This is a genomic window from Acinetobacter sp. WCHAc010034 (assembly GCF_001696615.3).
GTDB lineage: Bacteria > Pseudomonadota > Gammaproteobacteria > Pseudomonadales > Moraxellaceae > Acinetobacter.
In genome coordinates, this window is the sequence record NZ_CP032279.1 from 698,656 (window position 1) to 721,745 (window position 23,090).

The 23,090-nt window shown below is 48.9% G+C and carries 31 protein-coding genes; 21 read left to right on the forward strand and 10 right to left on the reverse strand.

Annotation, left to right across the window (positions count from 1 at the left end):
* Window positions 1–20: 20 nt before the first annotated feature.
* Complete coding sequence (locus BEN74_RS04795; protein ID WP_086374280.1) at window positions 21–251, reverse strand: Cro/CI family transcriptional regulator; 231 nt, start codon at window positions 249–251, stop codon at window positions 21–23.
* Between the two features lie 124 nt (window positions 252–375).
* Between BEN74_RS04795 and BEN74_RS04800 the strand changes: the two genes are divergently transcribed.
* The 5 genes from BEN74_RS04800 to BEN74_RS04820 all read left to right on the forward strand — a co-directional run bounded on the left by BEN74_RS04800 (window position 376) and on the right by BEN74_RS04820 (window position 2,580).
* Window positions 376–1,047 (forward strand): XRE family transcriptional regulator, encoded by a 672-nt coding sequence (locus BEN74_RS04800; RefSeq protein WP_068911301.1) that lies wholly within the window; start codon window positions 376–378, stop codon window positions 1,045–1,047.
* Window positions 1,048–1,176: 129 nt separating this feature from the next.
* Window positions 1,177–1,440 (forward strand): type II toxin-antitoxin system HicA family toxin, encoded by a 264-nt coding sequence (locus BEN74_RS04805; RefSeq protein WP_068911300.1) that lies wholly within the window; start codon window positions 1,177–1,179, stop codon window positions 1,438–1,440.
* Entirely contained in the window at window positions 1,437–1,946 is a 510-nt protein-coding gene (locus BEN74_RS04810) for a type II toxin-antitoxin system HicB family antitoxin (protein ID WP_068911299.1), read from the forward strand. Before BEN74_RS04805 ends, BEN74_RS04810 begins: the two co-directional genes overlap by 4 nt.
* Before the next feature lie 21 nt (window positions 1,947–1,967).
* Window positions 1,968–2,273 carry a hypothetical protein gene (locus tag BEN74_RS04815; RefSeq protein ID WP_068911298.1) on the forward strand — a complete coding sequence of 102 codons (306 nt, stop codon included), beginning with the start codon at window positions 1,968–1,970 and terminating at the stop codon, window positions 2,271–2,273.
* A 31-nt stretch (window positions 2,274–2,304) separates the two neighbouring features.
* On the forward strand, window positions 2,305–2,580 hold the full coding sequence (locus BEN74_RS04820; protein WP_068911297.1) for a SinR family protein: 276 nt from the start codon (window positions 2,305–2,307) through the stop codon (window positions 2,578–2,580).
* Here BEN74_RS04820 and BEN74_RS19665 read toward each other — a convergent pair.
* The gene (locus tag BEN74_RS19665; RefSeq protein WP_228200394.1) at window positions 2,564–2,938 is read right to left on the reverse strand and encodes a hypothetical protein; all 375 of its coding nucleotides are present in this window, start codon (window positions 2,936–2,938) and stop codon (window positions 2,564–2,566) included. The two genes, BEN74_RS04820 and BEN74_RS19665, sit on opposite strands and share 17 nt — an antisense overlap.
* A gap of 201 nt (window positions 2,939–3,139) precedes the next feature.
* Here BEN74_RS19665 and BEN74_RS04830 point away from each other — a divergent pair, with 201 nt between their 5' ends.
* From BEN74_RS04830 to BEN74_RS04865, 10 genes are all read left to right on the forward strand, one after another.
* Entirely contained in the window at window positions 3,140–3,670 is a 531-nt protein-coding gene (locus tag BEN74_RS04830; protein ID WP_119285030.1) for a pentapeptide repeat-containing protein, read from the forward strand.
* 67 nt (window positions 3,671–3,737) lie between these two features.
* The gene (locus BEN74_RS19295) at window positions 3,738–3,974 is read left to right on the forward strand and encodes a hypothetical protein (RefSeq protein ID WP_162898137.1); all 237 of its coding nucleotides are present in this window, start codon (window positions 3,738–3,740) and stop codon (window positions 3,972–3,974) included.
* Entirely contained in the window at window positions 3,974–4,558 is a 585-nt protein-coding gene (locus BEN74_RS04835) for a hypothetical protein (RefSeq protein ID WP_068911295.1), read from the forward strand. Before BEN74_RS19295 ends, BEN74_RS04835 begins: the two co-directional genes overlap by 1 nt.
* Window positions 4,559–4,569: 11 nt before the next feature.
* Window positions 4,570–5,691: an ATP-binding protein gene (locus tag BEN74_RS04840; protein ID WP_068911294.1), complete on the forward strand. Its 1,122-nt coding sequence runs from the start codon at window positions 4,570–4,572 to the stop codon at window positions 5,689–5,691.
* Complete coding sequence (locus BEN74_RS04845; RefSeq protein ID WP_068911293.1) at window positions 5,688–6,893, forward strand: hypothetical protein; 1,206 nt, start codon at window positions 5,688–5,690, stop codon at window positions 6,891–6,893. Before BEN74_RS04840 ends, BEN74_RS04845 begins: the two co-directional genes overlap by 4 nt.
* Window positions 6,893–7,030 carry a hypothetical protein gene (locus BEN74_RS19300; RefSeq protein WP_162898138.1) on the forward strand — a complete coding sequence of 46 codons (138 nt, stop codon included), beginning with the start codon at window positions 6,893–6,895 and terminating at the stop codon, window positions 7,028–7,030. Before BEN74_RS04845 ends, BEN74_RS19300 begins: the two co-directional genes overlap by 1 nt.
* Entirely contained in the window at window positions 7,027–7,278 is a 252-nt protein-coding gene (locus BEN74_RS04850) for a hypothetical protein (RefSeq protein ID WP_068911292.1), read from the forward strand. The genes BEN74_RS19300 and BEN74_RS04850 overlap by 4 nt, the downstream gene beginning before the upstream one ends.
* Window positions 7,278–7,664: a hypothetical protein gene (locus BEN74_RS04855; RefSeq protein ID WP_068911291.1), complete on the forward strand. Its 387-nt coding sequence runs from the start codon at window positions 7,278–7,280 to the stop codon at window positions 7,662–7,664. Before BEN74_RS04850 ends, BEN74_RS04855 begins: the two co-directional genes overlap by 1 nt.
* Entirely contained in the window at window positions 7,664–7,849 is a 186-nt protein-coding gene (locus BEN74_RS04860) for a helix-turn-helix transcriptional regulator (RefSeq protein WP_068911290.1), read from the forward strand. The genes BEN74_RS04855 and BEN74_RS04860 overlap by 1 nt, the downstream gene beginning before the upstream one ends.
* A 116-nt stretch (window positions 7,850–7,965) precedes the next feature.
* The gene (locus BEN74_RS04865) at window positions 7,966–8,748 is read left to right on the forward strand and encodes an rRNA large subunit pseudouridine synthase E (RefSeq protein ID WP_068911289.1); all 783 of its coding nucleotides are present in this window, start codon (window positions 7,966–7,968) and stop codon (window positions 8,746–8,748) included.
* A gap of 686 nt (window positions 8,749–9,434) precedes the next feature.
* Here BEN74_RS04865 and BEN74_RS04870 read toward each other — a convergent pair.
* On the reverse strand, window positions 9,435–10,778 hold the full coding sequence (locus tag BEN74_RS04870; protein ID WP_068911288.1) for a dicarboxylate/amino acid:cation symporter: 1,344 nt from the start codon (window positions 10,776–10,778) through the stop codon (window positions 9,435–9,437).
* 413 nt (window positions 10,779–11,191) lie between these two features.
* On the opposite strand from BEN74_RS04870, the gene BEN74_RS04880 reads away from it, so the two are divergent.
* Window positions 11,192–12,193: a glycosyl transferase family protein gene (locus BEN74_RS04880; protein ID WP_068911286.1), complete on the forward strand. Its 1,002-nt coding sequence runs from the start codon at window positions 11,192–11,194 to the stop codon at window positions 12,191–12,193.
* A 111-nt stretch (window positions 12,194–12,304) separates the two neighbouring features.
* The gene (locus BEN74_RS04885; protein WP_068911285.1) at window positions 12,305–12,673 is read left to right on the forward strand and encodes a DUF2004 domain-containing protein; all 369 of its coding nucleotides are present in this window, start codon (window positions 12,305–12,307) and stop codon (window positions 12,671–12,673) included.
* A 171-nt stretch (window positions 12,674–12,844) separates the two neighbouring features.
* Here the strand turns inward: BEN74_RS04885 and BEN74_RS04890 are convergent, their stop codons facing one another.
* A complete protein-coding gene (locus BEN74_RS04890; RefSeq protein ID WP_068911284.1) occupies window positions 12,845–13,117 on the reverse strand; it encodes a YeaC family protein in 273 nt (90 codons plus the stop codon).
* A gap of 3 nt (window positions 13,118–13,120) precedes the next feature.
* Window positions 13,121–14,059 (reverse strand): NAD(+) kinase, encoded by a 939-nt coding sequence (locus tag BEN74_RS04895; RefSeq protein WP_068911283.1) that lies wholly within the window; start codon window positions 14,057–14,059, stop codon window positions 13,121–13,123.
* Between the two features lie 151 nt (window positions 14,060–14,210).
* Between BEN74_RS04895 and mrcB the strand changes: the two genes are divergently transcribed.
* Together mrcB and BEN74_RS04905 are read left to right on the forward strand one after the other, a co-directional pair.
* Window positions 14,211–16,604 (forward strand): penicillin-binding protein 1B, encoded by a 2,394-nt coding sequence (mrcB, locus tag BEN74_RS04900; RefSeq protein ID WP_068911282.1) that lies wholly within the window; start codon window positions 14,211–14,213, stop codon window positions 16,602–16,604.
* A gap of 14 nt (window positions 16,605–16,618) precedes the next feature.
* The gene (locus tag BEN74_RS04905) at window positions 16,619–17,167 is read left to right on the forward strand and encodes a hypothetical protein (protein ID WP_068911281.1); all 549 of its coding nucleotides are present in this window, start codon (window positions 16,619–16,621) and stop codon (window positions 17,165–17,167) included.
* 39 nt (window positions 17,168–17,206) lie between these two features.
* Here BEN74_RS04905 and BEN74_RS04910 read toward each other — a convergent pair whose 3' ends face one another.
* Window positions 17,207–18,106 carry an NUDIX domain-containing protein gene (locus BEN74_RS04910; RefSeq protein ID WP_068911280.1) on the reverse strand — a complete coding sequence of 300 codons (900 nt, stop codon included), beginning with the start codon at window positions 18,104–18,106 and terminating at the stop codon, window positions 17,207–17,209.
* Between the two features lie 142 nt (window positions 18,107–18,248).
* On the opposite strand from BEN74_RS04910, the gene hemP reads away from it, so the two are divergent.
* Window positions 18,249–18,419: a hemin uptake protein HemP gene (hemP, locus tag BEN74_RS04915; RefSeq protein WP_067670649.1), complete on the forward strand. Its 171-nt coding sequence runs from the start codon at window positions 18,249–18,251 to the stop codon at window positions 18,417–18,419.
* 121 nt (window positions 18,420–18,540) lie between these two features.
* Here the strand turns inward: hemP and BEN74_RS04920 are convergent, their stop codons facing one another.
* From BEN74_RS04920 to BEN74_RS04935, 3 genes are all read right to left on the reverse strand, one after another.
* Window positions 18,541–19,884: a sensor histidine kinase gene (locus BEN74_RS04920; protein ID WP_068911279.1), complete on the reverse strand. Its 1,344-nt coding sequence runs from the start codon at window positions 19,882–19,884 to the stop codon at window positions 18,541–18,543.
* Between the two features lie 3 nt (window positions 19,885–19,887).
* Complete coding sequence (locus BEN74_RS04925) at window positions 19,888–20,553, reverse strand: response regulator transcription factor (protein ID WP_068911352.1); 666 nt, start codon at window positions 20,551–20,553, stop codon at window positions 19,888–19,890.
* A 200-nt stretch (window positions 20,554–20,753) separates the two neighbouring features.
* Window positions 20,754–21,092 carry a NirD/YgiW/YdeI family stress tolerance protein gene (locus BEN74_RS04935; RefSeq protein WP_416240768.1) on the reverse strand — a complete coding sequence of 113 codons (339 nt, stop codon included), beginning with the start codon at window positions 21,090–21,092 and terminating at the stop codon, window positions 20,754–20,756.
* On the opposite strand from BEN74_RS04935, the gene BEN74_RS19305 reads away from it, so the two are divergent.
* Complete coding sequence (locus tag BEN74_RS19305) at window positions 21,091–21,237, forward strand: hypothetical protein (RefSeq protein WP_162898108.1); 147 nt, start codon at window positions 21,091–21,093, stop codon at window positions 21,235–21,237. The genes BEN74_RS04935 and BEN74_RS19305 overlap by 2 nt on opposite strands.
* A 21-nt stretch (window positions 21,238–21,258) precedes the next feature.
* On the opposite strand, the gene BEN74_RS04940 is transcribed toward BEN74_RS19305, so the two are convergent.
* Complete coding sequence (locus BEN74_RS04940) at window positions 21,259–23,016, reverse strand: GspE/PulE family protein (RefSeq protein WP_068911276.1); 1,758 nt, start codon at window positions 23,014–23,016, stop codon at window positions 21,259–21,261.
* Window positions 23,017–23,090 lie beyond the last annotated feature (74 nt).

Sequence of the window (23,090 nt, forward strand, 5' to 3'; positions counted from 1 at the left end):
TGACCAATGCCATACTTTGGTTATGCAGATAGGTTCTGGAATTCCTTTAATGCTGGACATAGATCTGCGGCTTTAAATGCGCCTTGGGTGGCTTGCTCAGCACGCAATGCTGTTTGCGCAGACATTTTTTTCGTACCACACACCCAGCCAGAAACTGCCGGTTGTTTTACAAGCAGAGCTGTCGCTGTATTTTCTTGGCTTCCAAAGTGAGCAACAAGAGACTGGTACAGCGAAACTGAGTTTTTACTCATGGTTATATCTCCATAAATTTATAACCATATTATAACTATAGTTATCACCAGTCAATAACCATAGTTGTTTGAATAAATATAACTTGGGTTATATATTTAACTCATCAATAAAGAGTTTTGATTTATGTCACTTAGAGAGCGCTTAAAGGAATCTCGGCGGAATGCAAAAAAAACACAAGCTGAGGTTGCGGAGGCTGTCGGCATTACACAGCCTGCATACCAAGCCCTTGAGTCTGGCAAGAATCAAAAATCAGCATATCTACCAATGATTGCCAATGTTTTAGGGGTCGATCCTTATTGGCTAACCACTGGTAATTCTCCAGAGTCTTTTGATTCATCGGAAATTACTGACCCAATAGCTGTTACAGATGAGCTTAAAGATCAGTTTGTTTGGGTGGATGTTGTTGAGGCTAGTTTTTCTTGCGGTAATGGAGAGTCAATTGAGTTTCATTTCGATGCTATAAATGGAAAAATTCCATTTCCACCTACATTTTTAAAAGATCGGAATGTTACTGAGCAAACAATGAAAATCATTAAAGCCAAAGGTGACAGCATGGCTGACTTTATTAAGGATGGTGATTTGGTGGGTATTAATCTCTCTCAAACAGATGTAATTGATGGGGAGATCTATGCTGTCTACTTGGCTGGGGAAGGCATGATTAAGCAAGTATTCAAAGAGGCTGACGGCTCTTTGGTTCTCCACAGCCTGAATGAAAAATATCGGGATAAAGTTGTAACTGAAGAAAATGGAAAGAATTTTAAAGTCATGGGTCGCCAGATTTGGCGCGCTGGATAGCAGATTAAAAAACTGCGAACCCGACGCAGTCCTTTAGAACAGATCGGGTGGAGAAAGTTTAATATTTCTCTGTTATAATTCTGCAACTAAATTTTAGTTGCAAACAAATCGCTTTAGAAGGACAATATAATGACTAAAGCAGATAAGCTGCTACAGAGGTTTTTTTCCAATCCTCCTCCTAAAAACTTTAAGTGGGAGGATTTTGTGACAATGATGCAACGTTTAGGCTTTACGCTTGAGTTTAATGGTCGTGGCAGTTCACATTGTATTTTTTACAAAAATGATCCAAGAATTGTTTTGGATTTCTTAAAACCACACCCTGGTAATGAACTTAAAGTTGTATATGTTAAAAAAGCCAAAGAATTTCTTATTGAGCAAGGTATAGAATTATGAAAGAAACTTTAAAGTACAAAGGCTTTTATGGTTCCATGGAATTTAGCTTAGAAGATGAATGCTTGGTTGGAGAAGTTTTATTTGTTCAATCAAAAATTATTTTCATTGGTGATACTATTGCTGAGTTAAAACAAGCTTTTGAAGAAGCTGTAGACTCATATCTCGATCATTGTGAGGCCAAAAAAATTGAGCCAGAAAAGCCATTGAGTGGGACATTCAATGTGAGGATATCTCCTGATTTGCATAAAAAGCTATCTATTCAGGCTTTTGAAGATGAATGTACATTGAACTCATGTGTTGCTAATGCAATTCAATTCTATCTTGAACATTACAAGCTAGAGCTGCAAAGACAAGAGTTAGCCCATAACCTAAAAACAGCATCATTTGAGTTAACATCAAATGTAGTGCGTATACATGAACTTTATACGTCATCGAGAATTGATAGTCTTACAATGGTTTCAAGTTATGGATCTGCAAAGCCATTAACACCAAGTAAACATTCATGATGCATAAAGGATAAGTTTAAAATGAATAAAGAAAAAACTAAATACTCAATATCAACATCAGATATTGTTAAAACTATTATGGAAAAACATGACATACATAATGGTTATTATATTCTACTCCCTGAATTAACTGTGAATGTGGGTCCTCATGCAGTCACTTCAGATGATGAACAACAATCAGAGCAGCATATTGGTATAACTACAATTACTACAGGATATAGCCTAATAGAGGCACCTGATGATCTCAAAAAAAATGGTTGGGATGCGTCAGCAATTAATCCAAGGTCTCAAAAGTCAGACGAAAGCACAGAAGCTGATAAATCGTAGTAATTACCCATTTAAGTTAAGGTAAATTATAATGCTAAAATCTTATATGATTGGTTATGACCTAAATAAATCAGGAAAAAATTATTCAGGTCTTACTGAAAAAATTAAAGAAATATCTGGAACTTGGTGGCATCACTTAGACTCTACATGGATCGTAAAATCTGAAAAATCTGCTGTAGAAATTCGCGATTTATTGTCTCCTTTTATTGATGCCGATGATGAGCTTTTAGTTGCTGGTTTGTCTGGTGATGCTGCTTGGAAAGGGTTTAATTCCAAAGGATCGGAATGGATCAAGAAGCATCTTTAGGTTGTTGGCTACAACAATTAATACCATTATAAAAATCTTCTTGGTCTTTTAGAACCTTATTAATAAATTCTTGTGAAGCATCAACCTTAACATCGTGTTGAAGTGTGAGCGGTGCTTCATACAGCTTAATGCGTGTTCCCGCTGGAATAACACCGCATTTTATTTGATTGTTATCAGTATTATTATTCTTGGGTGGTGATACAATCAGCTCATAAAGGGCATCAACTGAGTGTTTGATCTCATCGGAATCGGTTACGCCAGCATCAATTAGTTTATAAATCATCTGATGCCGCCAAGTACGTGTAGCACCCACTGAATCACCATCTAATTGCTCTGTAATATTCTTAGGAAATTCCATAACAAACTCCATCTAACCCACCACCACGGTGGGTTTTCTTTTGTCTATCATAACTATTATTGCAAATAAAATATAATCATAGTGATATTTTTATAACTATAGTATTGACTATAAAAATAACTACAGTTATATTTACCTCGTACCCACAAAAAAGCCCTGACACTTTGAACGGGATCAGGGCTTCAACACAACGAGGTCATTATGACACAACACGAAATCAAAAACCGCTGGACTGGCGAAGTACTTTTCACTTGCGAAGTGCCTGAAGGCATGGAATCAGGAATGATTGCGCGTCATGCAGTGGAAACTGCAATTGCTCAGGACGCGAATCTTCATGGCGCGAATCTTCAGGACGCGGATCTTCATGGCGCGAATCTTCAGGACGCGGATCTTCATGGCGCGAATCTTTGGGGCGCGAATCTTCATGGCGCGAATCTTTGGGGCGCGAATCTTCATGGCGCGAATCTTTGGGGCGCGAATCTTCATGGCGCGAATCTTCAGGACGCGAAAAATGCCCCGCTCGTCATCAATGGCCTGTGCTGGATGGTTTATATCAGCGGAACTGGAATTATGCGAATTGGCTGTCAGGAGCACTCAATTGAGCGCTGGAAAGGATTCAGTGATGAATTAATAAGCCGCATGGACGGTTATGCACTGGAATTTTGGAATCAGCATAAAGTGATGCTTTTGAATATCTGCGATGCATACAAGCATGCAGAAGAAGTGAAATAGCAAGTTTAATCTGATACAGCCCCGGAACTTTGCCGAGAGACAGGGCCACAACAAACAGGATTTTATTATGAATCAAAACCCTTCCCATAGTCAAACCCCGCAGTTTGACGCTAACAAAAGTCAAACGTCACAGCGTTTGTATCAGCATCCTACTGCTGCAGAAATTCAAAGCAAGAAGAACATCTTCGGCAATATCTGCGCTGTTCTGCTTCTCTTAATCATCTTTACCGCGCTGGGCTACATGATTGGCATCGCTTCGGATAAAGAAGCTGTTGCCAAAGTTCAAGCGCTGCAGGTGAAATAATGAAAACCAATTTTACAAAACCATTCCGCGAAGACCTCGGCCCGGATAATGCCGGCTTCCACCGCATCCGCATGGGCAACACGGTTTACTGCGTGAAAGACAATGTGATTTACACGCTGAACGCCGCCGGCAAGTTGAGCTGCGTGGATGAGGCCACCTTGGCAGCCAAGTCTTGGATCCGCCGCAATGTGAATGAAGTACTTGGCCTGAAGAAATACAGCGCCCGCTTTGTCTGCAAGGCTCATAACGGCTATGTCGTTGATGTGAACGGTACCGAATACATCATCGGCGTTTCTGCAGAGCTCACCAAAGGCTTTGACCGCAATGTGTTTGACCGGTCCGCGCCAAGCTTCTTTTGGCAATGCGTGCTGGAAATTAAGAATTACATGCAGCAGCGCGCGCCGGCAGAAGTCGTGAATGCGCCGGCATTTCAAACCGCAGTTAAATCAGCCTTGAATCCGCAGCGCGCTGTTGACCGGGCAAAGAAAAAACACAACATGAACCGCTGGCACTCCCGTCACGAATGCGAGCAGTACAAGATCAAGCGCCACAACACTGATGCCTTCGGCACTACGTTTAAGTAAGGGGAAATAACATGGCTCTTGCAATTATTTCAGCTGACCAGGCGTTAAACGTCAGTGCAATCATCACCTATATCTATGCAGATCCAGGTGTAGGGAAAACATCCTTAGGTTTTACGGCTGACAAAGCTATTTCTTTCGACTTTGACCGCGGCGCGCACCGTACTGGTGAGCTTCGGCGCGGCGCTGTTGTACCGGTTCAGCAGTGGGCTGATATTGAAAATATTAAAGAGCAGGATCTGGCTCCATACAACACTGTCGTCATTGATACCGTTGGCGCAATGCTTGAATCCATTAAAACCCACCTGCTCAAGACGGCAAATAACCGCCAGCAAGATGGTGCATTGAAGCTCAAAGCCCAAGGCTTGGCCAACATGAAATTTAAGCAATACATCAATACCTTGCTGAGCTTCGGAAAGGATGTAGTTTTCATTGCCCATGCTTCTGAAGACCAGAACGGTGATCAGGTTATTTACCGGCCGGAGCTGGGCGGTAAGAACAGAAATGAGCTGTACCGCATTGCCGACATCATGGGTTATTTGACGACTGTAACCACGGGTGAAGGTAAAAATGCCCGCGTCATCAACTTCAAGCCGTCCCCAACACACCATGCCAAAAATTCAGGGGCTTTGGGCGGTGAAACAGGTGAGGTTTGGGTGCCGGACTTAAAAGTTAATCCAACCTTTTTGGCGGATCTGATCTCAGATGCCAAGGCCCACATCAACACATTAACCCCTGCCCAGCTTGCGTCTGCCAAGGCGCTTGAGGACTTTGAAAACTGGAAGCAGAGCTGTGAAGAGGCCATGCATGCTGGTGATTTAAATCAGCTTACAGAGGCCTTGGATAAAGAACATATTTATTACCAGAACATGCGCCAAGCTATGCTGGCGCGCGCTAAGGCCTTGAACTGCACCTTTGATAAAGAGCGCAGCGCATGGATCAGCCCGCCTGAGTTTAATGGCATCAATGAAGCTCAGCGCGATGACCTGCTGGCTTTTATAGATGAGCGCGGTTTAGACGTTAAGGCGGCATGCGAGCATTTAGGCATTGATTCACTGATGCAAATCGACTCCAGTCAAATCCAAGCAGTAAAACACGATCTTGAACAATTAGCGAAAGCGGGAGCAACAGCATGAAAATTTTAACCGGCAATGAAGCTTTTGCAGCAATGGCTGCTGGCCAAAAAATCGAATGCCGCCACGTCGAATCAAATCTTGATTTTGATGATATCCGCAACTTCCCTGCGACTGTTTTTATTGATACGGCGTATGAATTCCGCATTGCTGTGGTCTATATGACCATCGGATTGATGCAGGTTCCGGAGGCCATCAAGGAGGCCCCGGCTAAAGGCGTTCAATGCTTTGTTCCATCGGTTCTCACCGATAAGTTGAGCAAGACCTTCAAGTGGAGAAATTCTGATGCTGATCTGGCCTTTATGCAGCGTGGCATGGTTCATCTCTATGAGCAAAATGCAGTAATGCATGCTGCGGCACTGATTGCAGTCAGCGGCGGCGCGGTGCCGGCTGGAAATGGCTCCGCAGAAGCTGAGCCGGCCAAAGCTGACGATTCATTGCCCTGGGAAGATCCGGTAGATGCAGAAGTGCCCCAGGCTGTTGCTGCAAGCCAAGACAAAGCAGCGGCTGAAGCCTCAAATCATGTAGTAAAAAAGGCATTTAAGGATTCTGCAGCTCATGAAGCAGCTGAAATAGAAACTGATCCGGTGAAACTGGTTGAGAAGTTCACAGACCAAATTGCTGTCTGCACACAGGTAGAGTCCGCTTTGGCGCTGCGTTATACATTCTCAGCAAACGGCCATTTAGGACGTGAGCATGTTCAGCATCTATTCCAGTTAGTTGAGGAAAAGTGCGCTGAGCTGGATCCTGAAGCATACAAGCCGGCCATACCCTCTCCAGCGCCAGAACACGCCGATCTAAGCGTCGAAGAATTGCAGCGCCTGCAGGCCGAAGCTGAACAGCAAGTCGAGGATGTTAAGCAGAAAGCAGTTCTGGATGATCTTCTTGAACGCGCAGGCGCTGCCAAAACACCTGCAGAAGCAACGGCCCTCACCGGCTATACAAAGTCGTGGACCGAAGAGCAGCGCAAGCCACTGGTTGAGGCCATTCACAAGCGCCTGAATGAGTTGAATCCGCCGGAAGCAGCTGAGATAAAACAGCCTCCCTCATTAATGGTTCAGATTGAAAATGCAGCCGATCTGACCGAACTGGACTGTCTGGAAATTGAAGTTGCCGGCCGGCACGTTGGGGTTCAGCCAATGTTCATGCGCGCTGTCAACAAGCGCCGCGTTGAGCTGGAGAGTCAGTCTGGCGGGGGGTCTTAATGATCTACGAATATTCTGCAATTACCCGCGTGCTGATCATTCAGCACAATGGGCGGGTTAAAACTTACCGCAATATCAGCCTATACGGCATTGAAGATTGCATTCAAAACTTTGTAAATAGTTGGGGATATCGATGAAAAAAATTCACCCAAACCTCGCAATTCCATTTGAAGTCTATCTTCTGAATTTAGGCTGCAAAACGAATTTTGTCCGCCACCAAGCGCTGGTTCAATACTGGCGCAAAGGATTCAAAACGATGGAGATCAATGCATTTGGCGTTATGAATGCGCCAATGCAGGAAGCGTACCGCGGCTTTTTGAATATGTATTTAAAGCATGGCCGAAAGTTTATTGAGAGCCTAAGAAATCAAGTAGAGGTGGCGTGATGGATATTGAGTTGAAAAGAAAGACTTTTGGGGCTTGGCATGAGTCAGAATACGGCGAGCATATCATCTGGTTAAATGGCTCCCCTGTTAGTCATATTCATAATGACCGCTGGCAGGGATGGCTGACAGCAACAGCCAACGCCCAGGCGGTGCCAGAAGCAAATGCCCTCCTTGGCGCGACTCTGGACGCTGCTCAGAAACTGGGTAGCGGTGATTTTGTTTTGGTGCCGAGGGAGCCGACTGAGGCAATGCAGGACGCAGGATGTTCTGTTATGCCAACAGTGGATTGTCAGCCATATGATGCTGGCGTGGTATACAAGAAAATGATCGAAGCACAACTTGGGCTGCCGGCACCGGTGCTGCAAAGTTTGATGGAGGTGTCTTGATGGAAATTGATCGCAGAGTCCGCGCGAAAGAGTTCATGCATTTGCTATCCATTGGAAAAGATAAGTTTTATGCTCTTGTGAACTCTGGAGATATTGAACAGCCCATTCGACTTGCTGAAAGGGATGTGTTTTGGTACTCATCCTATGTAAAAAATAAAGTTGAAGAGCATAAAACCAGAATCTGATATAGTAGCCCACATATAGTGGGCTTTTTATTTACCCTGTCTCCTTCAAAACGGGTAATCAAACGGGTAACTTGACAAGGCACAAAAATTTTATTTATTTATATTAGTTGGTTATAATGAAAATTGTCATTCTTAACAAACCTTATGACGTCCTCTCCCAATTTCGTCCTGATGAAAAGCACCAGACTATGGCAGATTTCATTGACGATCCGGCTTTGCGCCTTGCTGGCCGTTTGGACATGGATTCTGAAGGTTTGGTCTTTTTAACCGATCACGGCGGCCTGAACCAGTACATCACCAATCCTGAAAATAAAAAGTTCAAAACTTATTTAGTTCAGGTGGAAGGTGACGTAACTGAAGAAGCGCTTGAGCAATTGCGTAAAGGCGTTGAGCTGAAGGACGGCATGACACTGCCGGCTAAAGCTGAGAAAGCTTCTGAACCTGAATGGCTGTGGGAACGCACGCCGCCTGTCCGTTTCCGCGCGTCTGTTCCAACCTCATGGGTTGAAATTTCAATTTGCGAAGGCCGCAACCGCCAGGTGCGCCGCATGACTTCCGCTGTCGGCTTCCCGACCCTGCGCCTGATCCGCACGCGCATTGGCGCAATTGATCTTGTGCAAATGGGCCTGAAGCCGGGTGAAACCAAGGAAATTGAGCCGCTTCTTTACCCGGACTTCCAAAATGTTCCTGCGGAAGAACCATACCGTTCGCGTTCATACGTGAAAAAACCGGGCGGCACAGGCGGCAAGCCTATGGTGCGCAAGAACAAAGACGGTTCTGTAAAGAAATCCGGTACCAAGCGCATTTGGCAAATGGATGACAGCGAAAAGCCGCGCCGCAAAACCAATGGCACAACGCGCCCGAACACCAAAGCGCCCCGCGGGCGCCGTTCGCGCTAAGCGCTGAATTCCGCCAAAGCTAAAGCTTCAATCAGCAAAGGGAACCGCTATTGGGTTCCCTTTGCTTTATCCGCTTTTGACTGGACTAATGCTGATCAGTTAAGGAATTTCAATATAAATTCCTTAAATTGGGATTATTCACGGCGGAGTCTTACTATCCTATCGTTAAGTAGAACAAACTTTGGATACTCGTGTGCGGCATGGATGCCGCATGTTGCCCATCACGGCAGGGATGCCGTGTATGGGCAACAAAAGACTTTTGTCTCCTTTGGATCTTTCCAAAGGAGGATCTTGCCTACGCAAAGACGTTTAAACTTTTAAAGTAAAAATGAGGCAGTGCAAGCACTGAAACTTAAGAGTGTATAAATTATCTTATTTTCATCAAAACTAAAAGATATACAATTGTTTTTTAAAAATATTTTTAAATATCTGAAAGTTGAAAAGAAAACACCAGTCAATGTCTTAACTGACTGGCTTTTTGACTGGACAGCTTTTTTCCTTCCCGCCAAGGCAATGCTTCAGACCCTGAATAAAATACGCGGCTCTGAAACAGCAAAACCTGAGCCTTCGCGCTGAAGTGCTGATTTACAGCGGCACTCCAATGCTTTAGGCTCAGGTTTTGTTCTCAAATCATGCTATGGCTCAGCAGCGGGCTATCCCCGAACCGCCGCGCCGCTTAGCCTGAATTAAGCATGCTGGGTGTTTTCTTCCGCCATTTGACGGTCCACATCTTCCGGATTCGCCAAGGCATGATTCAATTTATCCGTGTCCAGCTGGCCTACCCATTTCGCCACAACAATTGTTGCCAGGGAGTTGCCAACCAGGTTGGTCAATGCGCGCGCTTCAGACATGAAGCGGTCAATGCCGAGAATCAGCGCCAAGCCCGCCACTGGAATATGGCCCACAGCAGACAAGGTCGCCGCCATTACAATAAAGCCTGAACCCGTTACGCCAGCTGCGCCTTTAGACGAAATCAGCAAGACCGCCAGCAAAGTAATCTGATGGCTGAGATCCAGCTGCGTATTGGTTGCCTGCGCAATGAAAATCGCCGCCATGGTTAAGTAGATGGACGTGCCGTCCAGGTTAAATGAATAGCCTGTCGGAATAACCAAACCTACTACAGATTTTTCACAGCCGGCAATTTCAAGCTTTTTCAGCATGCGCGGCAGCACAGATTCTGAAGATGAAGTCCCCAGCACAATCAGCAATTCCTCGCGGATCATGCGGATCATTTTCAGGATGCTGAAACCGCAAATGCGGGAAATCGTGCCTAAAATCAGGAAAATGAACAGCAGGCAGGTAATGTAGAAGCAGATGATCAGCTGCGCCAGCTGCGCCAGTGAGCCAATGCCGTATTTGCCAATGGTATAGGCCATTGCGCCGAATGCGCCAATTGGAGCCAGCTTCATGATCATATTTACAATGTTGAAGAACACATGCGAAATTTGATCAATGAACTTCAATACCGGCTTGCCGGCCTCGCCTAATTTATGCAGCGCAAAACCGAACAGCAGCGCAAATAAAAGTACCTGAAGGATTTCGCCTTGAGCAAATGCGCCGACAACCGTATCAGGAATAATATTCATGAAAAAATCGGTTGTTGACTGCGCAACGCCAGATTCCACATATTTAGAAATGCCTGACGTATCTAAAGACGCAGGGTCGACATTCATGCCAACGCCCGGTTTTGCAATATTAATGACCAATAGGCCAATAACCAGCGCAATGGTCGAAACAATTTCAAAATACAGCAGCGCAATACCGCCCGTTTTGCCCACAGACTTCATGCTTTCCATGCCGGCGATGCCGCTGACCACGGTACAGAAAATTACTGGGGCAATGATCATTTTGATCAGCTTAATAAAGCCTTGTCCTAAAGGATATAATTGCTCGCCTAAGCCTTTTACATATTGTTCAGTACCGTTTACAGCATGAGTGCCGCTTGGGTAAAAATGCCCTACCAAAATACCCGCGATGATTGCAACAATTACCTGAAAGTACAGCGACTTATAAATTGGTTTTTTAGCCATGAGAATTCTTCACGATCTGCTTCTGAATCCAGAAGCTTCCATTTTTTGCCTATTTTGCAAAAATAAACAGCCCAAACTCATTTGCCGCCGACAAAAGAGCACCACAGCATTGAGACGACTCAATACTCAGAAAATTGAAAAAAAGTGTGATGTGATTTATGAAAAAATCACGCCATGCCAAAATTGCATTTGGCGGATGGTCAGGAGAGAGGAACACACAAAAATTACGGTTAAATTTTACCTAATTTTTCCGGTTTTGTTTCGCCTCAAATGTTAAATTTGATTAATTAATAAGCCAACCATACTAGACTATGGTCTATGAGCAAACCAATTTACTGGACAAAACGGGCTGAAAAATACCAATTATCACAGTAGACTATAAAACCTGACTGTATATTGCAAAAGCCGGCCTGATGAATACAAAACGTAATATCTATAAAGACTTTGAACACCCTTTTGCGCAGTTTGTCCGCATTGTCGGCAAAGGCAAAAATGGTGCCCGCTCCTTGACTTATGATGAAGCCTATCAGGCCTTCAGCATGATTTTAAAAAATGAAGTGCTGGATGTTCAGCTCGGCGCATTCCTGATGCTGCTGCGGGTGAAAGAAGAATCGGTAGATGAACTGGCCGGCTTTGTGCAGGCAACACGCGACCAGCTGCAGTTCAAGCCGCTGCAGGTCGATTTGGACTGGTCATCTTATGCCGGAAAGCGCAAGCATTATCCGTGGTTCCTGCTGGCGGCCCTGACGCTGGCAAAGCACGGCTACAGAGTAGTGATGCACGGCGCTTCCGGGCATACCGTCAACCGCCTGTACACTGAGCAGGTTCTGCAGTATTTGGGCTACCCTGTCTGCGAAAATGACAGTGAAGTTGAAGCGCAGCTGGCGCAGCGCAATTTCGCCTACCTGCCGCTGCACGCCATTTCGCCGATTCTGGACGAGCTGATTTCACTGCGCAATGTCATGGGCCTGCGCTCGCCGATCCACACTCTGGCCCGGCTGATCAACCCATTTAATGCCAAGGCAACAATGCAGGCGATTTTCCACCCGGCTTACCGCAGCTCGCATCAGCAGGCGGCCTTTAAGCTGGGCTATAAAAACAGCGCAGTCATTAAAGGCGAAGGCGGCGAATTTGAACGCAATCCGGATGCAAAAACCCTGATTTGCGGCATTAAGGACGGCGTGATGTATGAGCATGAGCTGCCTAAGCTGACCGACAACCGCAGCCCTGCTGAAGATGAACTGGATTTGGCAGTATTTCAAGCGGTCTGGGAAGGCCGGCAAAACCATGAATACGGTGAAACCGCCGCCGTGGAAACCATGGGCATTGCGCTGTACGCCATGGGCGCCTGCAGCAGCTATGAGGCCGCCATGGACAAAGCGAAAGCGCTGTGGGACACGCGTAACAGCCATTAGGCGCAGCATCAGTTTACAGTCTAGGCTGAGTTCCGCTAGGCATGGCGGAACTAAACTGCTAATTTAAAATGCGAAGGAATATTCTAAAAATAAAAAAATCAAGGAATAGCCATGGATAAGACACCCGATACGCAGCAAGGCAGCAAAGAGTTTTTAGCGCGGTCTGCGCTGTATGACGCAGTCAGCTTTAAAAATGCCTTTACGCAGAGCGTGATGCTGTTCATCCAGCACCATTTGGATGAAATTGGCGCTGAATACTGGACCATGCATTTCGGCTCGCCGAAACCCAGCGCAGAGCAGATTATTGACAAGCTGGAGCTGGATGAGCATGCGTTTTTAAGCGCTGAAGGCTTGACTGAAGAAGATATTGCCTATCATGAAAACCATCTGGACTTCATGCTGCCTGCAGGAGCCAGCCAGTATGTGCTGTGCGTCAGCTTTGAAAATGGCCAGGTGTATGAAATCAGCATGGAAAGCTGAAAGCCGGCATGGCGCTTAATATTGAATCAGTTAAGGAATTTCAATCTTCCCCTTACGCAACAGCAGGCGCTAGGGGAGATTTATCAATAAGTGAAACAAACTGGCATTAGGCATAATGCCGGCTTTTATGCCGATTGCTGAATCAAGCGGGCTGGCTGTTTAAGCCCAAGCTTAAATAAAGCGGATCGGCTTAAACTCAGGCTCAGTTTTGTGATGGTCATCTTCACAGACTTCGCCTTCTTCCTTGCTGCCGCGGTCAATATAGCCGCTGCGCTCATTTTCCGGCAAATGCTTTATTTCCCATGCATACACCGCCTGCATGCAGATTTGGCGCTGCTCCTGGCTTAAAGCGATACCGTTTGGCCATTTGCCAATTTCAACTGCGGTTTTCAAGCGCTCCACAATTTCAGGATTAAGTACGGCAAGCATCTGTTCAATATTCATGGGTTAATCCTGTTTAAATGAGTCAAAATCCTGGTTCCATCCGAGCTTGGTGCGGCACGCCATATAGAAGTCATAGCCCGGCGGATGAAGCAAATTCAGTTTAAAGGGATGCTTACGGATATGTAAGCTGTCTCCGACGCCCAGTGAAACACTGTTCTGGCCGTCCGCGCTGACCATTGGAAGCACGCGGTTTTCACGGATTAAAATTTTAATTTCACTGTGGCCGCCGACGACAATCGGCCGGGACGACAAAGTATGCGGATGCATCGGCACCAGCGCAATCGCGTCCATGCCCGGATGTACAATGGGCCCGCCGCCGGACAAGGCATAGGCGGTAGAGCCTGTCGGCGTAGACACAATCAGGCCGTCGCTGTGCTGGCGGTAGACATACTGCCCGTCAATATTCAGCTCAAAATCGATCATATGCACCGATTTTCCAGAATGCAGCACCACGTCATTCAGCGCAACCGCATCGTAAATGGTTTCGCCTTTGGAGCGGATTTCAATTTCCAGCAGAAAGCGCCGGTCCAGCTGAAACTCGCCTTTCAGCACCTGATCCAGCTTGAAAATCACTTCTGTCGGCTTAATATCGGTTAAAAAGCCCAAACGGCCGCGGTTCACGCCAATGACCGGAATATTGAACTTAACCAAAGCGCGGGCTGCATGCAGCAGCGAGCCGTCGCCGCCAACCACAATCACCAAATCGACAACCTCGCCCAGCAAGGCTTTGCTGACCGTTTGCGTATTGGAATAAGGCACCAGTTCAGCCGTTTCTGTATCAAAAACAGGATGCAGTCCCAGACTTAATAAATGATCGTGAATCAGGCATAAAGTTTCAACCACCGAAGATTTATCAGGACGCCCGATTAATCCGATGTTTCGAAATGCCTTGTGTGAAATTTGCACCTGCGCCATTGCTCCGCTACGCTTCACGCTTATCATAGCATTAACGCTTTTGATTTAAAAAAACTTTGAATTGCTAATTTATCTGACTGATAAATTCATCTTTTGCATACATATACAGTTTAATTATTGCAAATTGCGTAAAAGCTTCGCATGATTAGCGAAATTTCTCAGGATCTTATCAGCATTTATGAAGTCTGAACGCGGCATAGGTACTATTGCATTCATTTTTTGTGTTCTGGTGATTGGCGCATTCGTCGCTTTCAGTGTCTATCTGATCAAGATTGACAACATTGTCAGAGCCAAATTTGAAGGACAGCGCTGGGATATTCCCGCGAAGGTATTCGCGCGCCCGCTGGAAATCTATACCAATGCGCCTGTCAGCCAGGATGATTTGCGTGAAGAGCTGAAAATGCTGGGCTATGCGGGCGCCGAGAGCTATGCCAAAACCGGCAGTTTCGTGGTTTCCGGCAATGAAATGTACGTGCATACCCGCGGCTTTGACTTTGGCGACCGTGTTGAGCCTGAGCAGGTTTTAAAAATTTCCTTCGGCAAAGACCAAGTGACCGATGTCAGCGCGACCAAACCGTCATCCAGCGGCATTGCGCGTTTGGAGCCACTGCTGATTGGCGGGATTTATCCGCAGCATAACGAAGACCGCGTGCTGATTAAGCTAAACAAAGTGCCGAAGCCGCTGATTGAAGCTTTAATTGCGACAGAAGACCGCAATTTCTATCATCATCATGGCGTATCAATCCGCGGCACCGCGCGCGCGATAGTCAGCAACGTCACCGGCGGCAAGCGCCAGGGCGGCTCGACTTTAACCCAGCAGCTGGTCAAAAACTTCTATCTGTCTCCTGAGAAAACCCTGAAGCGCAAGGTGAATGAAGCGCTGATGGCCCTGCTGATTGAACTGCACTACGATAAAGATGAAATTCTTGAAGCCTACCTGAATGAAGTGAATCTGGGCCAAAACGGCAATTATTCAATTAACGGCTACGGCCTGGCCTCGCAGTTCTATTTCGGCCTGCCGCTGCGCGAGCTGAATATTTCACAGCAGGCTTTCCTGGTTGGCCTGGTTCAAGGCCCGACTTTATATAATCCTTGGCGCAACCCTGAAGCGGCCACAAAGCGCCGCAATATTGTGCTGAACAATATGCTGGTCATGGGCTATTTAACCCAGAAGCAGTATGAAACTGAAACTGCGCGCCCATTGAATGTCATTTCCAAGCCGACGCTTGGCCCTGCCCGCTTCCCGGACTTTCTGGATATTGTGCGCCGCCAGTTGCGCACAGAATATCAGGAAGGCGATTTAACCAATCAGGGCCTGCGCATTTTCACTACGTTAGACCCGATTGCGCAGACCCGCATTCAGAACAGCTTTAAAGATACGGTCGCGCGCTTAAGCAGCGCCAATCCGAAACGCTTGAAGGAGCTGCAGGGCGCGGTGCTGATTACCCATCCGGAAAATGGCGAATTGGTCGCAGCCGTCGGCTCGACTCAGGACTTCACCGGCTTTAACCGCGCTGTCGATGCAAAGCGCCAAGTCGGCTCCCTGCTCAAACCGGTAATTTATTTAAGCGCAATTGAATCCGGCCGCTACAACTGGGCCAGCCAGATTCAGGACAGCAGCATCAGCGTGCAAAGCGAAGGCAAGGCCTGGACACCGAAAAACTACAGCGGCGGCGAACACGGCGTTGTGCCTATGGTGCAGGCGCTGTCCAACTCCTATAACCTGTCTGCGGTGCGCTTAGGCCAGGAATTCGGCATCGCGACTTTCATCAACCATTTGAAGAAATTTGGCGTTACTTCCAGCATTCCGAACTACCCTTCCATTTACCTAGGCGCAGTAGATATGTCGCCAATGGAAGTGATGAGCCTTTACGGCAACTTCGCAACCGGCGGCTTCAAGTATCCGGTGAAATCCATCCGCACTGTGGTCGACAGCAGCGGACGCACGCTGGACCGCTACAGCCTGTCGGTGCAGCCGACGATTGATCCGGCGGCGGCTTATGTGCTGAATTACGGCCTGCAGCAGGTGATGGCTTCCGGCACCGGCCGTTCTGCCTACAGAACGCTCCCGACTTCACTGGAGCTGGCCGGCAAATCGGGCACCACCAATGACACCCGCGACTCATGGTTTGCCGGCTATTCAGGCAACTATGCCGCCGTAGTTTGGCTGGGGCTGGATGACAACAAAATTACCGGCCTGACCGGCTCTTCCGGCGCGCTGCCGGTATGGACGAATGTCATGAAGCAGCTGCGTCAAAAGCCGGTGAATTTGCGCCAGCCGAATGAGGTGCAGTGGCATTGGCTGGACCGCAATAGCGGCGACCTGTCCGCTTCCGGCTGCGAAGGCGCGATTTATATTCCGCTGCTGCGCAATTCAATTCCGAAGCGCGCAACAGCCTGCGGCCAGCCGCAGTATGAAGTACAGCCTTACACAAACGCTGCAGAAGCGCCTCAGGACCCTGCAGCGCAGAGTGATAGTATAGAAAACTACATTCGCGAAAGTGAAAGCGGCCAGGAAGCGGATTCATCCGACCAGCCCCGCGTCATTTCCAGCGGCAGCTACAATAACTGAGGTTAACGCCACTGATGCTTAAAAAGATCCTGATCAGCGCCGCCGTGCTGGGCATTGCGGGCTGCCAAAGCCTACCGTCCATCAGCAGCGATGCGCAGAAGCAGCCGGCGCCGAAAGAACAGAAACAGCCGATCCGGGAACCTTCCGGCGTAGTCATTCACCCGGATGACCGTCCGGAAATTCAGCGCCAGCGCATTGTGATTCCTGAGCAGCAGGAACGCGTGCAGAAGTTTGAGGACGGGCGCAGCCTGCCCGCCTTTAAAAAACTGATGCAGCAGACCCAGACTGCATACGCCAAAGGCCAGCTGAATGCAGCCGAAGACGCCGCCACGCAGGCGCAGCGCCTTGCGCCGCAATCTGCAGAGACCTTCCTGTATTTAGCCATGATTGCGAACCGCAAGAATCAGCCGGCCAATGCCGAAGCGCTGGCGCAGCGCGGCCTGAGCTACGCGCAGAGCAATGCCATGAAAAAGCAGCTTTGGAATGTCATTCTGAAGGCCGGCCAAAAGCAGAATAAGGCCTCCAGCATTCAAAAAGCCCAGCAGGCGCTTAAAGGGCTTTAAGCTTCCAGACCAAGTTTCACGCTTATATCTGATGATGCCTTACAGGAAGCGCATGCCTGCAATGCCGTAAGCATGATGCTGCTGCGCTTCAATCAATAATTCCTGCCTCATGCCGCCCAGCGCAAATGCCGGAATCTGCAGCTGCCGGGCGATCAGTTCAAACTGCTCCCAGCCCAGCGGCGATGCCTCCGGATGCGTTGCGGTTGCAAGCACGGGGCTGAGCAGAATTGCGTCGCAGCCGATAGACTGCGCATGCAGGGCCGACGCCAAGTCATGGCAGGCGGCGATATAGCGCCAGCCGGTTTTCAGCTCGCCTTTTTTCAGCTGCAGCAGCTGCGGCTGCTTCAAATGAATGGCGCCTATGCCTTGCTGCTGAATGCTGTTCAGCTGCTTCCACAGCTCAATATTGACAATCAGCCGGGATAGATGATCAATTTCGCAGCCTGCCAGCGCGATGGCATGCTGCTGATCGGCCTCTACCCGCCAATACAGCAGCTGCTGCCCGCTCAGCTGCTGCAGCGCAGCCAAATCATCTGAAATTTTAATCTGATGCGGCCAGTACAGGCGCTTCAGCATAGCCGTGTTGGCTTTGGGAAAGTTCAAATCCAACAGCTGATCGCGGCTGTACCAGGTCCACGGCTGCTGGATTTCATTCAGCAGCTGATCCGGCACGGCGGCGTGAAATAAATGCAGATTGACAATTACATCGTCATATTCATGGCGGATGAAATCGAATGCATGCCAGTCATGCAGTCCGATGCCGACCTCTTCAAAAACTTCCCGCCGGCAGGCTTCCACAGGCGTTTCCCCTGCTTCGACTTTGCCGCCGGGAAACTCATGCTTATTGCCCTGATGCTGCTGCGCGGTGCGCCAGCCGGCCAGCACTTTGTTTTGATGCAGCAGAATGGCGATTGCGACATGAAGATTGGGTTTAGACATTAGGCAGCATCCATTTTTCTTAAATATTACTGAGTGTAAACAGCTTTGAGTTTTTTATAAAATCTTAGTATTTAGCATTGACAGCCTTATTCGATAATGATTATCATTTAATTCGTTCACTACACACCACGGAGCCCCAGGCATGAACGCACCATTTAGCTTATTTACACGCAGCACCGAATCTCATCATGCATTGCCAATGCTGCATTCCAACAACTTGTTCGCATTAGGCCGTGAAATCCGCATTATGCATGCAGGAGAAGAATACCGTTTACGTTTAACGCGCAACAATCGGCTGATTCTCACAAAATAACTAGAACAGCGGGATAATAATAAACGTGGGAACAAGCAGTATGAATCAGCGCATACTGCTTTTTTATTGCAGATTTTGCAATAGTTTAGAAAACTTCACTTCATTCAGGCCACTGCACAAATCACTGCAGCTTAGGCAAAGAAATCTGCACGCATAAGCCGCCCAGCGCAGACTTGGAAAACGCTATTTTGCCCTGATGCAGCTCAATAATCTTCCTGCAGATAGACAGCCCCAAGCCGGTGCCCTGCGTTTGCGTGCCCAGCGCGCGGTAAAAGCGCTCGCCTAAGCGGGCCAGCACTTCATCGGTCAATTCCGAGCCATTGTCTTCAATGCGCCACAGCGCATGATGCTCCGTTTCACCTGCATAAATGCGCAGCTTGCCGTGGTCCTGCGCGTAGCGGATGGCATTGTCAATTAAATTGCGCAGGCAGGTGAACACCAGCTCAGAATTGGCAAAAACCGGACTTGGGCTGACATCCAGCGCAGCCTCAATATTTTTCCGCTGCATAAAAGGCGCCAAGGCCTGCAGCGCTTCGTGCGTCACATCCGCCAAATCAACCGCCGTTTTAGGCAGGTCTGCCGGGTTGGATGGATCGAGCCGCGCCAGCAGCAGCAGGTTTTCCAGCACCTGCGTGCCGCGGCTGACATCCTGCTGAATCTGCATCAGCTCTGCAGGCAGCTGCGGATGCTCCTGATATTTGCGCTTCAGCACCTGCACGCGCATTTGTATCGCGGATAGCGGCGAGCGCAGCTCATGCGATGCATCTGCGGTAAAGCGCTGTTCCGCCAGCAGAGCCTGCTTGACCCGCTCCAGCATGTAATTCAGCTGCTGCACCATCGGCTGCAGTTCGGCCAGCTGCGGTTCGGGCGAAATAATCGGCTCCAGGTCATCTGCGCTTTTTTCCGCAATCTGATGCGACAGCGCATGAATGGATTTGAACTGGCGCTTGACTGAAAAATGCACCATCAGCCACTGCAGGCACCACAGCACGGCCAAAACAGCCATATAGCCGGCCGCCGTAGACAGGATTTCTTCAAAGCGCACGTCGACAGGCTGCACCGCGTACAGGGTCATGCCCGACTCATGCTGCACATACACGCGCCACAGCACATGCTTATGCCACAGCAGCGAATAGCCCGGCTGCGCATGATGGCTGGCCAGATACTGAAATACGGCTTTTTCCGCATCTTCGGACTGAGTTAAGGTCTGCCCTGCATAAATCAGGCGGTAATGAATATCAAACTGGTCACTGAGTTCATCAATCTGCTTGCCGGATGACTGGCTGATATCCGCAAGCAGCAGCATATCGGAGATTTCATCCATGATCTCATCCTGCAGATGCATGGTCTGATACACGGAAATGCCCAGCAGCAGCAGCAGTGAAATTAAGCCGGCCGCAATCGAGCTGAAAACCGAAGTTTTGACCAGCTTGCGCTGCAGGGAAACCGCGCGCTGCGCCTGCATGCCTTAATCCTGCGGCCGGTTCATGCGGTAACCTAAACCGCGGATGGTTTTAATGTACTGGCTGCCGATTTTTTTGCGCAGCTGATAGATGAATACTTCAATCGCATTGCTTTCAATTTCATCGCCCCAGGCATACAGCGACTCTTCCAGCTGCTCGCGGGTAATCACATGCTCAGGCTTCTGCATCAGCTTATACAGAATCTGAAATTCTTTTGCGGTCAGCGCCAGCGCTGCGCCATCCTGAATCACAATTTTAGCCTGCGTGTCCAAGGTTAAATTGGCAAACTGAATCTGCTGGCTGTTAACGCTGTGCTTCTGGCGCATTTGGCTGCGCACGCGCGCGGACAGCTCTTCCAGGCTGAACGGCTTCACCAGATAGTCATTGGCGCCCAGGTCCAGCCCTTCAACCCGGTCTTGCACGCTGTCGCGCGCAGTCAGGAAAATCACCGGCGTATTCAGCTGCTTTTTGCGCAGCGCCTGCAGAATTTCATCGCCGGTGGCTCTGGGCAGGCCGCGGTCCAAAAGCACGCAGTCATACTGGTGCTGCTCCATAGCGGCGATGGCATAATCGCCGCGCTCAACCCAGTCGATGCTGTAGCCGTCCATCTCCAGCCATTCCTTGATGCTCTGCGCCTGAGATACGTCATCTTCCGCCAGTAAAATCCTCATAACCCCTCCGCTTGCGTTGCGCATTCTGCTTGATCTGAATGAAAATGAAATGCCTGAATCAGCTGTTTCCGCTTATCTTAACAGGGCGCGGCGCCTGTCCGCATGCAAATTCCGCATCTTCAGCGCAATGCAAAAACCACATGCGCCGGCATGTGGTTTTCCTGCTGAATCCGCGGAACAGATTCAATTCATCTGCTGAATTAAAATTTAAGCGCATCAACATCAATGCTGACATGCTTAGCCGGCTTGTAATCAATATCCACTTCGCCGCTTAAAGTCACCGGCGTTTTCGCTGAAACCTTTTTGCCGTGCCACAGCTTGTCATCAATCTCCACAGTCATGCTGCCGGTGCTGTCGCGGAATTCATATTTCTCATCGCCCAGCGCTTTCACCACATGGCCTTTCAATTCAACCTTGCTGTCATCCTTAAGCGTTAAAGCCTGCTTGACCGTAACCGCCTGCGCAAACGCCATATGGTTGACCGCCTGATGCTCCGCATGTGCGGGCGCAGCCGGCGCTTGAGCCGCAGGACTTGCCATGGATGCCGCAGCCGCCGCTGCAAAACCGGCTGCTAAAATTGCTTTTGCTAATACATTCATCTTTCTCGCCTCTGGGTCGTTGCTTTATTGCGTTGAAGTGATTAAACCAAATTCAAATGAGCGGAATCTTAAGAAAGCTGTTTGATACATGAACATAAAGTCCGGGCTAGTTCAAAGGCACCACGCGCAGCACTTCTTCCAGCGTAGTCACGCCCGCCACCACTTTGCGCGCGCCGGCAATCCGCAGCGGTTCAATGCCTTCCTTGCGCGCCTGCTGGCGCAGCTGCGCCAAGTCCGCATTCGCGCCAATCATCTGCTTGGTTTCCAGGCTCAGCGGCATGAATTCATATATGCCGACACGGCCTTTATAGCCGGTGTGGCGGCATTCTTCACAGCCCACCGCCTTAAAGACAAAACTCGGCGTTGCGACCGTATAGTCAAAAGTCAGATGCTTCCACTCCTGCTCGTTGATAAACGTTTCCTGCTTGCAGTGCGGGCACAGCTTGCGCACCAGGCGCTGCGCCAGCACGCCCAGAATGGTGGCGGCGGTTAGAAACGGCTGCACGCCCAAATCATGCAACCTGGTTAAGCTGGATGGCGCATCATTGGTATGCAAAGTCGACAGCACCAAATGGCCGGTTAAAGCGGCCTGAATCGCCATATTGGCAGTATCATGATCGCGGATCTCGCCGACCATGATGATGTCCGGATCTTGGCGCATCAGCGCGCGCACGCCGTCAGCGAAGCCCAGCTCAATGCCGGCATTGACCTGCATCTGGTTAAAGCTCGGCTCCAGCATTTCAATCGGGTCTTCAATGGTGCAGACATTGACCTGCTCTGTCGCCAGCTGCTTTAAGGATGAATACAGCGTGGTGGTTTTGCCAGAACCGGTCGGCCCAGTCACCAAAATGATGCCGTGGCTGTGGCCGGTCAGCTGATTCCACGACTCCTGCAGGCGCCCTTCAAAGCCCAGCTGCTGAAAGCTACGCACCAGAACATCGGGATCAAAAATACGCATCACCAGCTTTTCGCCGAATGCAGTCGGCAAGGTGGATAAGCGCAGTTCGGTTTCCTGCCCTTTCGGCGTGCGGGTTTTCAGGCGCCCGTCCTGCGGCTTGCGCTTTTCCGCCACGTTCATGCGCCCTAAAATTTTAATCCGCGAAATCACCGCAGTCAGGGTATTGGCCGGCATGTTGTAGATGGTGTGCAGCACGCCGTCAATCCGGAAACGCACCTTGCCGGTGTCTTTGCGCGGCTCTAAATGAATATCGCTGGCGCTCTGCTCAAAGGCGAACTGCAGCACCCAGTCCACCAACTTGACAATATGCTGGTCATTGGCATCCGGGTTTTGCGAATCGCCCAGCTGCAGCAGCGCTTCCACGCCTTTATTTTCACGGTCATAGGCGGAAGATTTTTGCGATGAATTGACCGCGCGGCTGACCTGATAGTATTCCACCAGATAGCGCTGCAGCTGCTCCGGATTCAGCAGCACCCGCTGAATTTTCCGCGGCGACAGCGTGCGCTCCAGATTGGCCGCCCATTCCGACTTAAACGGCTGGTCGGTGGCAATCAGCACATGGTCATTCTGAATTTCGACCGCAAGAATTTTATTGCGCATGGCGAATTCCTGCGACATGACATTAGTCAGCGCCTGCACATCCGCCTTCAGCGGGTCAATAATATAGAACGGCAGCTGGCTTTTTTCCGACAGCCACTGGCACAGGCGGTTCAGCGTTAAAGCCGTTTGCGGATGGCTCTGGTCGGGCAAATTAAAATTCGCAATCCATTGCAATGGATGCCATTTCAGTTGCTCACGCTGGCGGTGCGTGGTCTGGATCAGCATTTTATCCCGCTCAGTAATGCGCCCGTCTTTCTGCAGCTGCTCTAAGCACCATGAAGTGTCAATTTCAAAATTAAATGTCATTATTGTACTGTCCCCAAACATCCCCTCACTATAGCAAAATTCAGCAGCTGGATTCGGCCTTTTTGCAGCAGGCG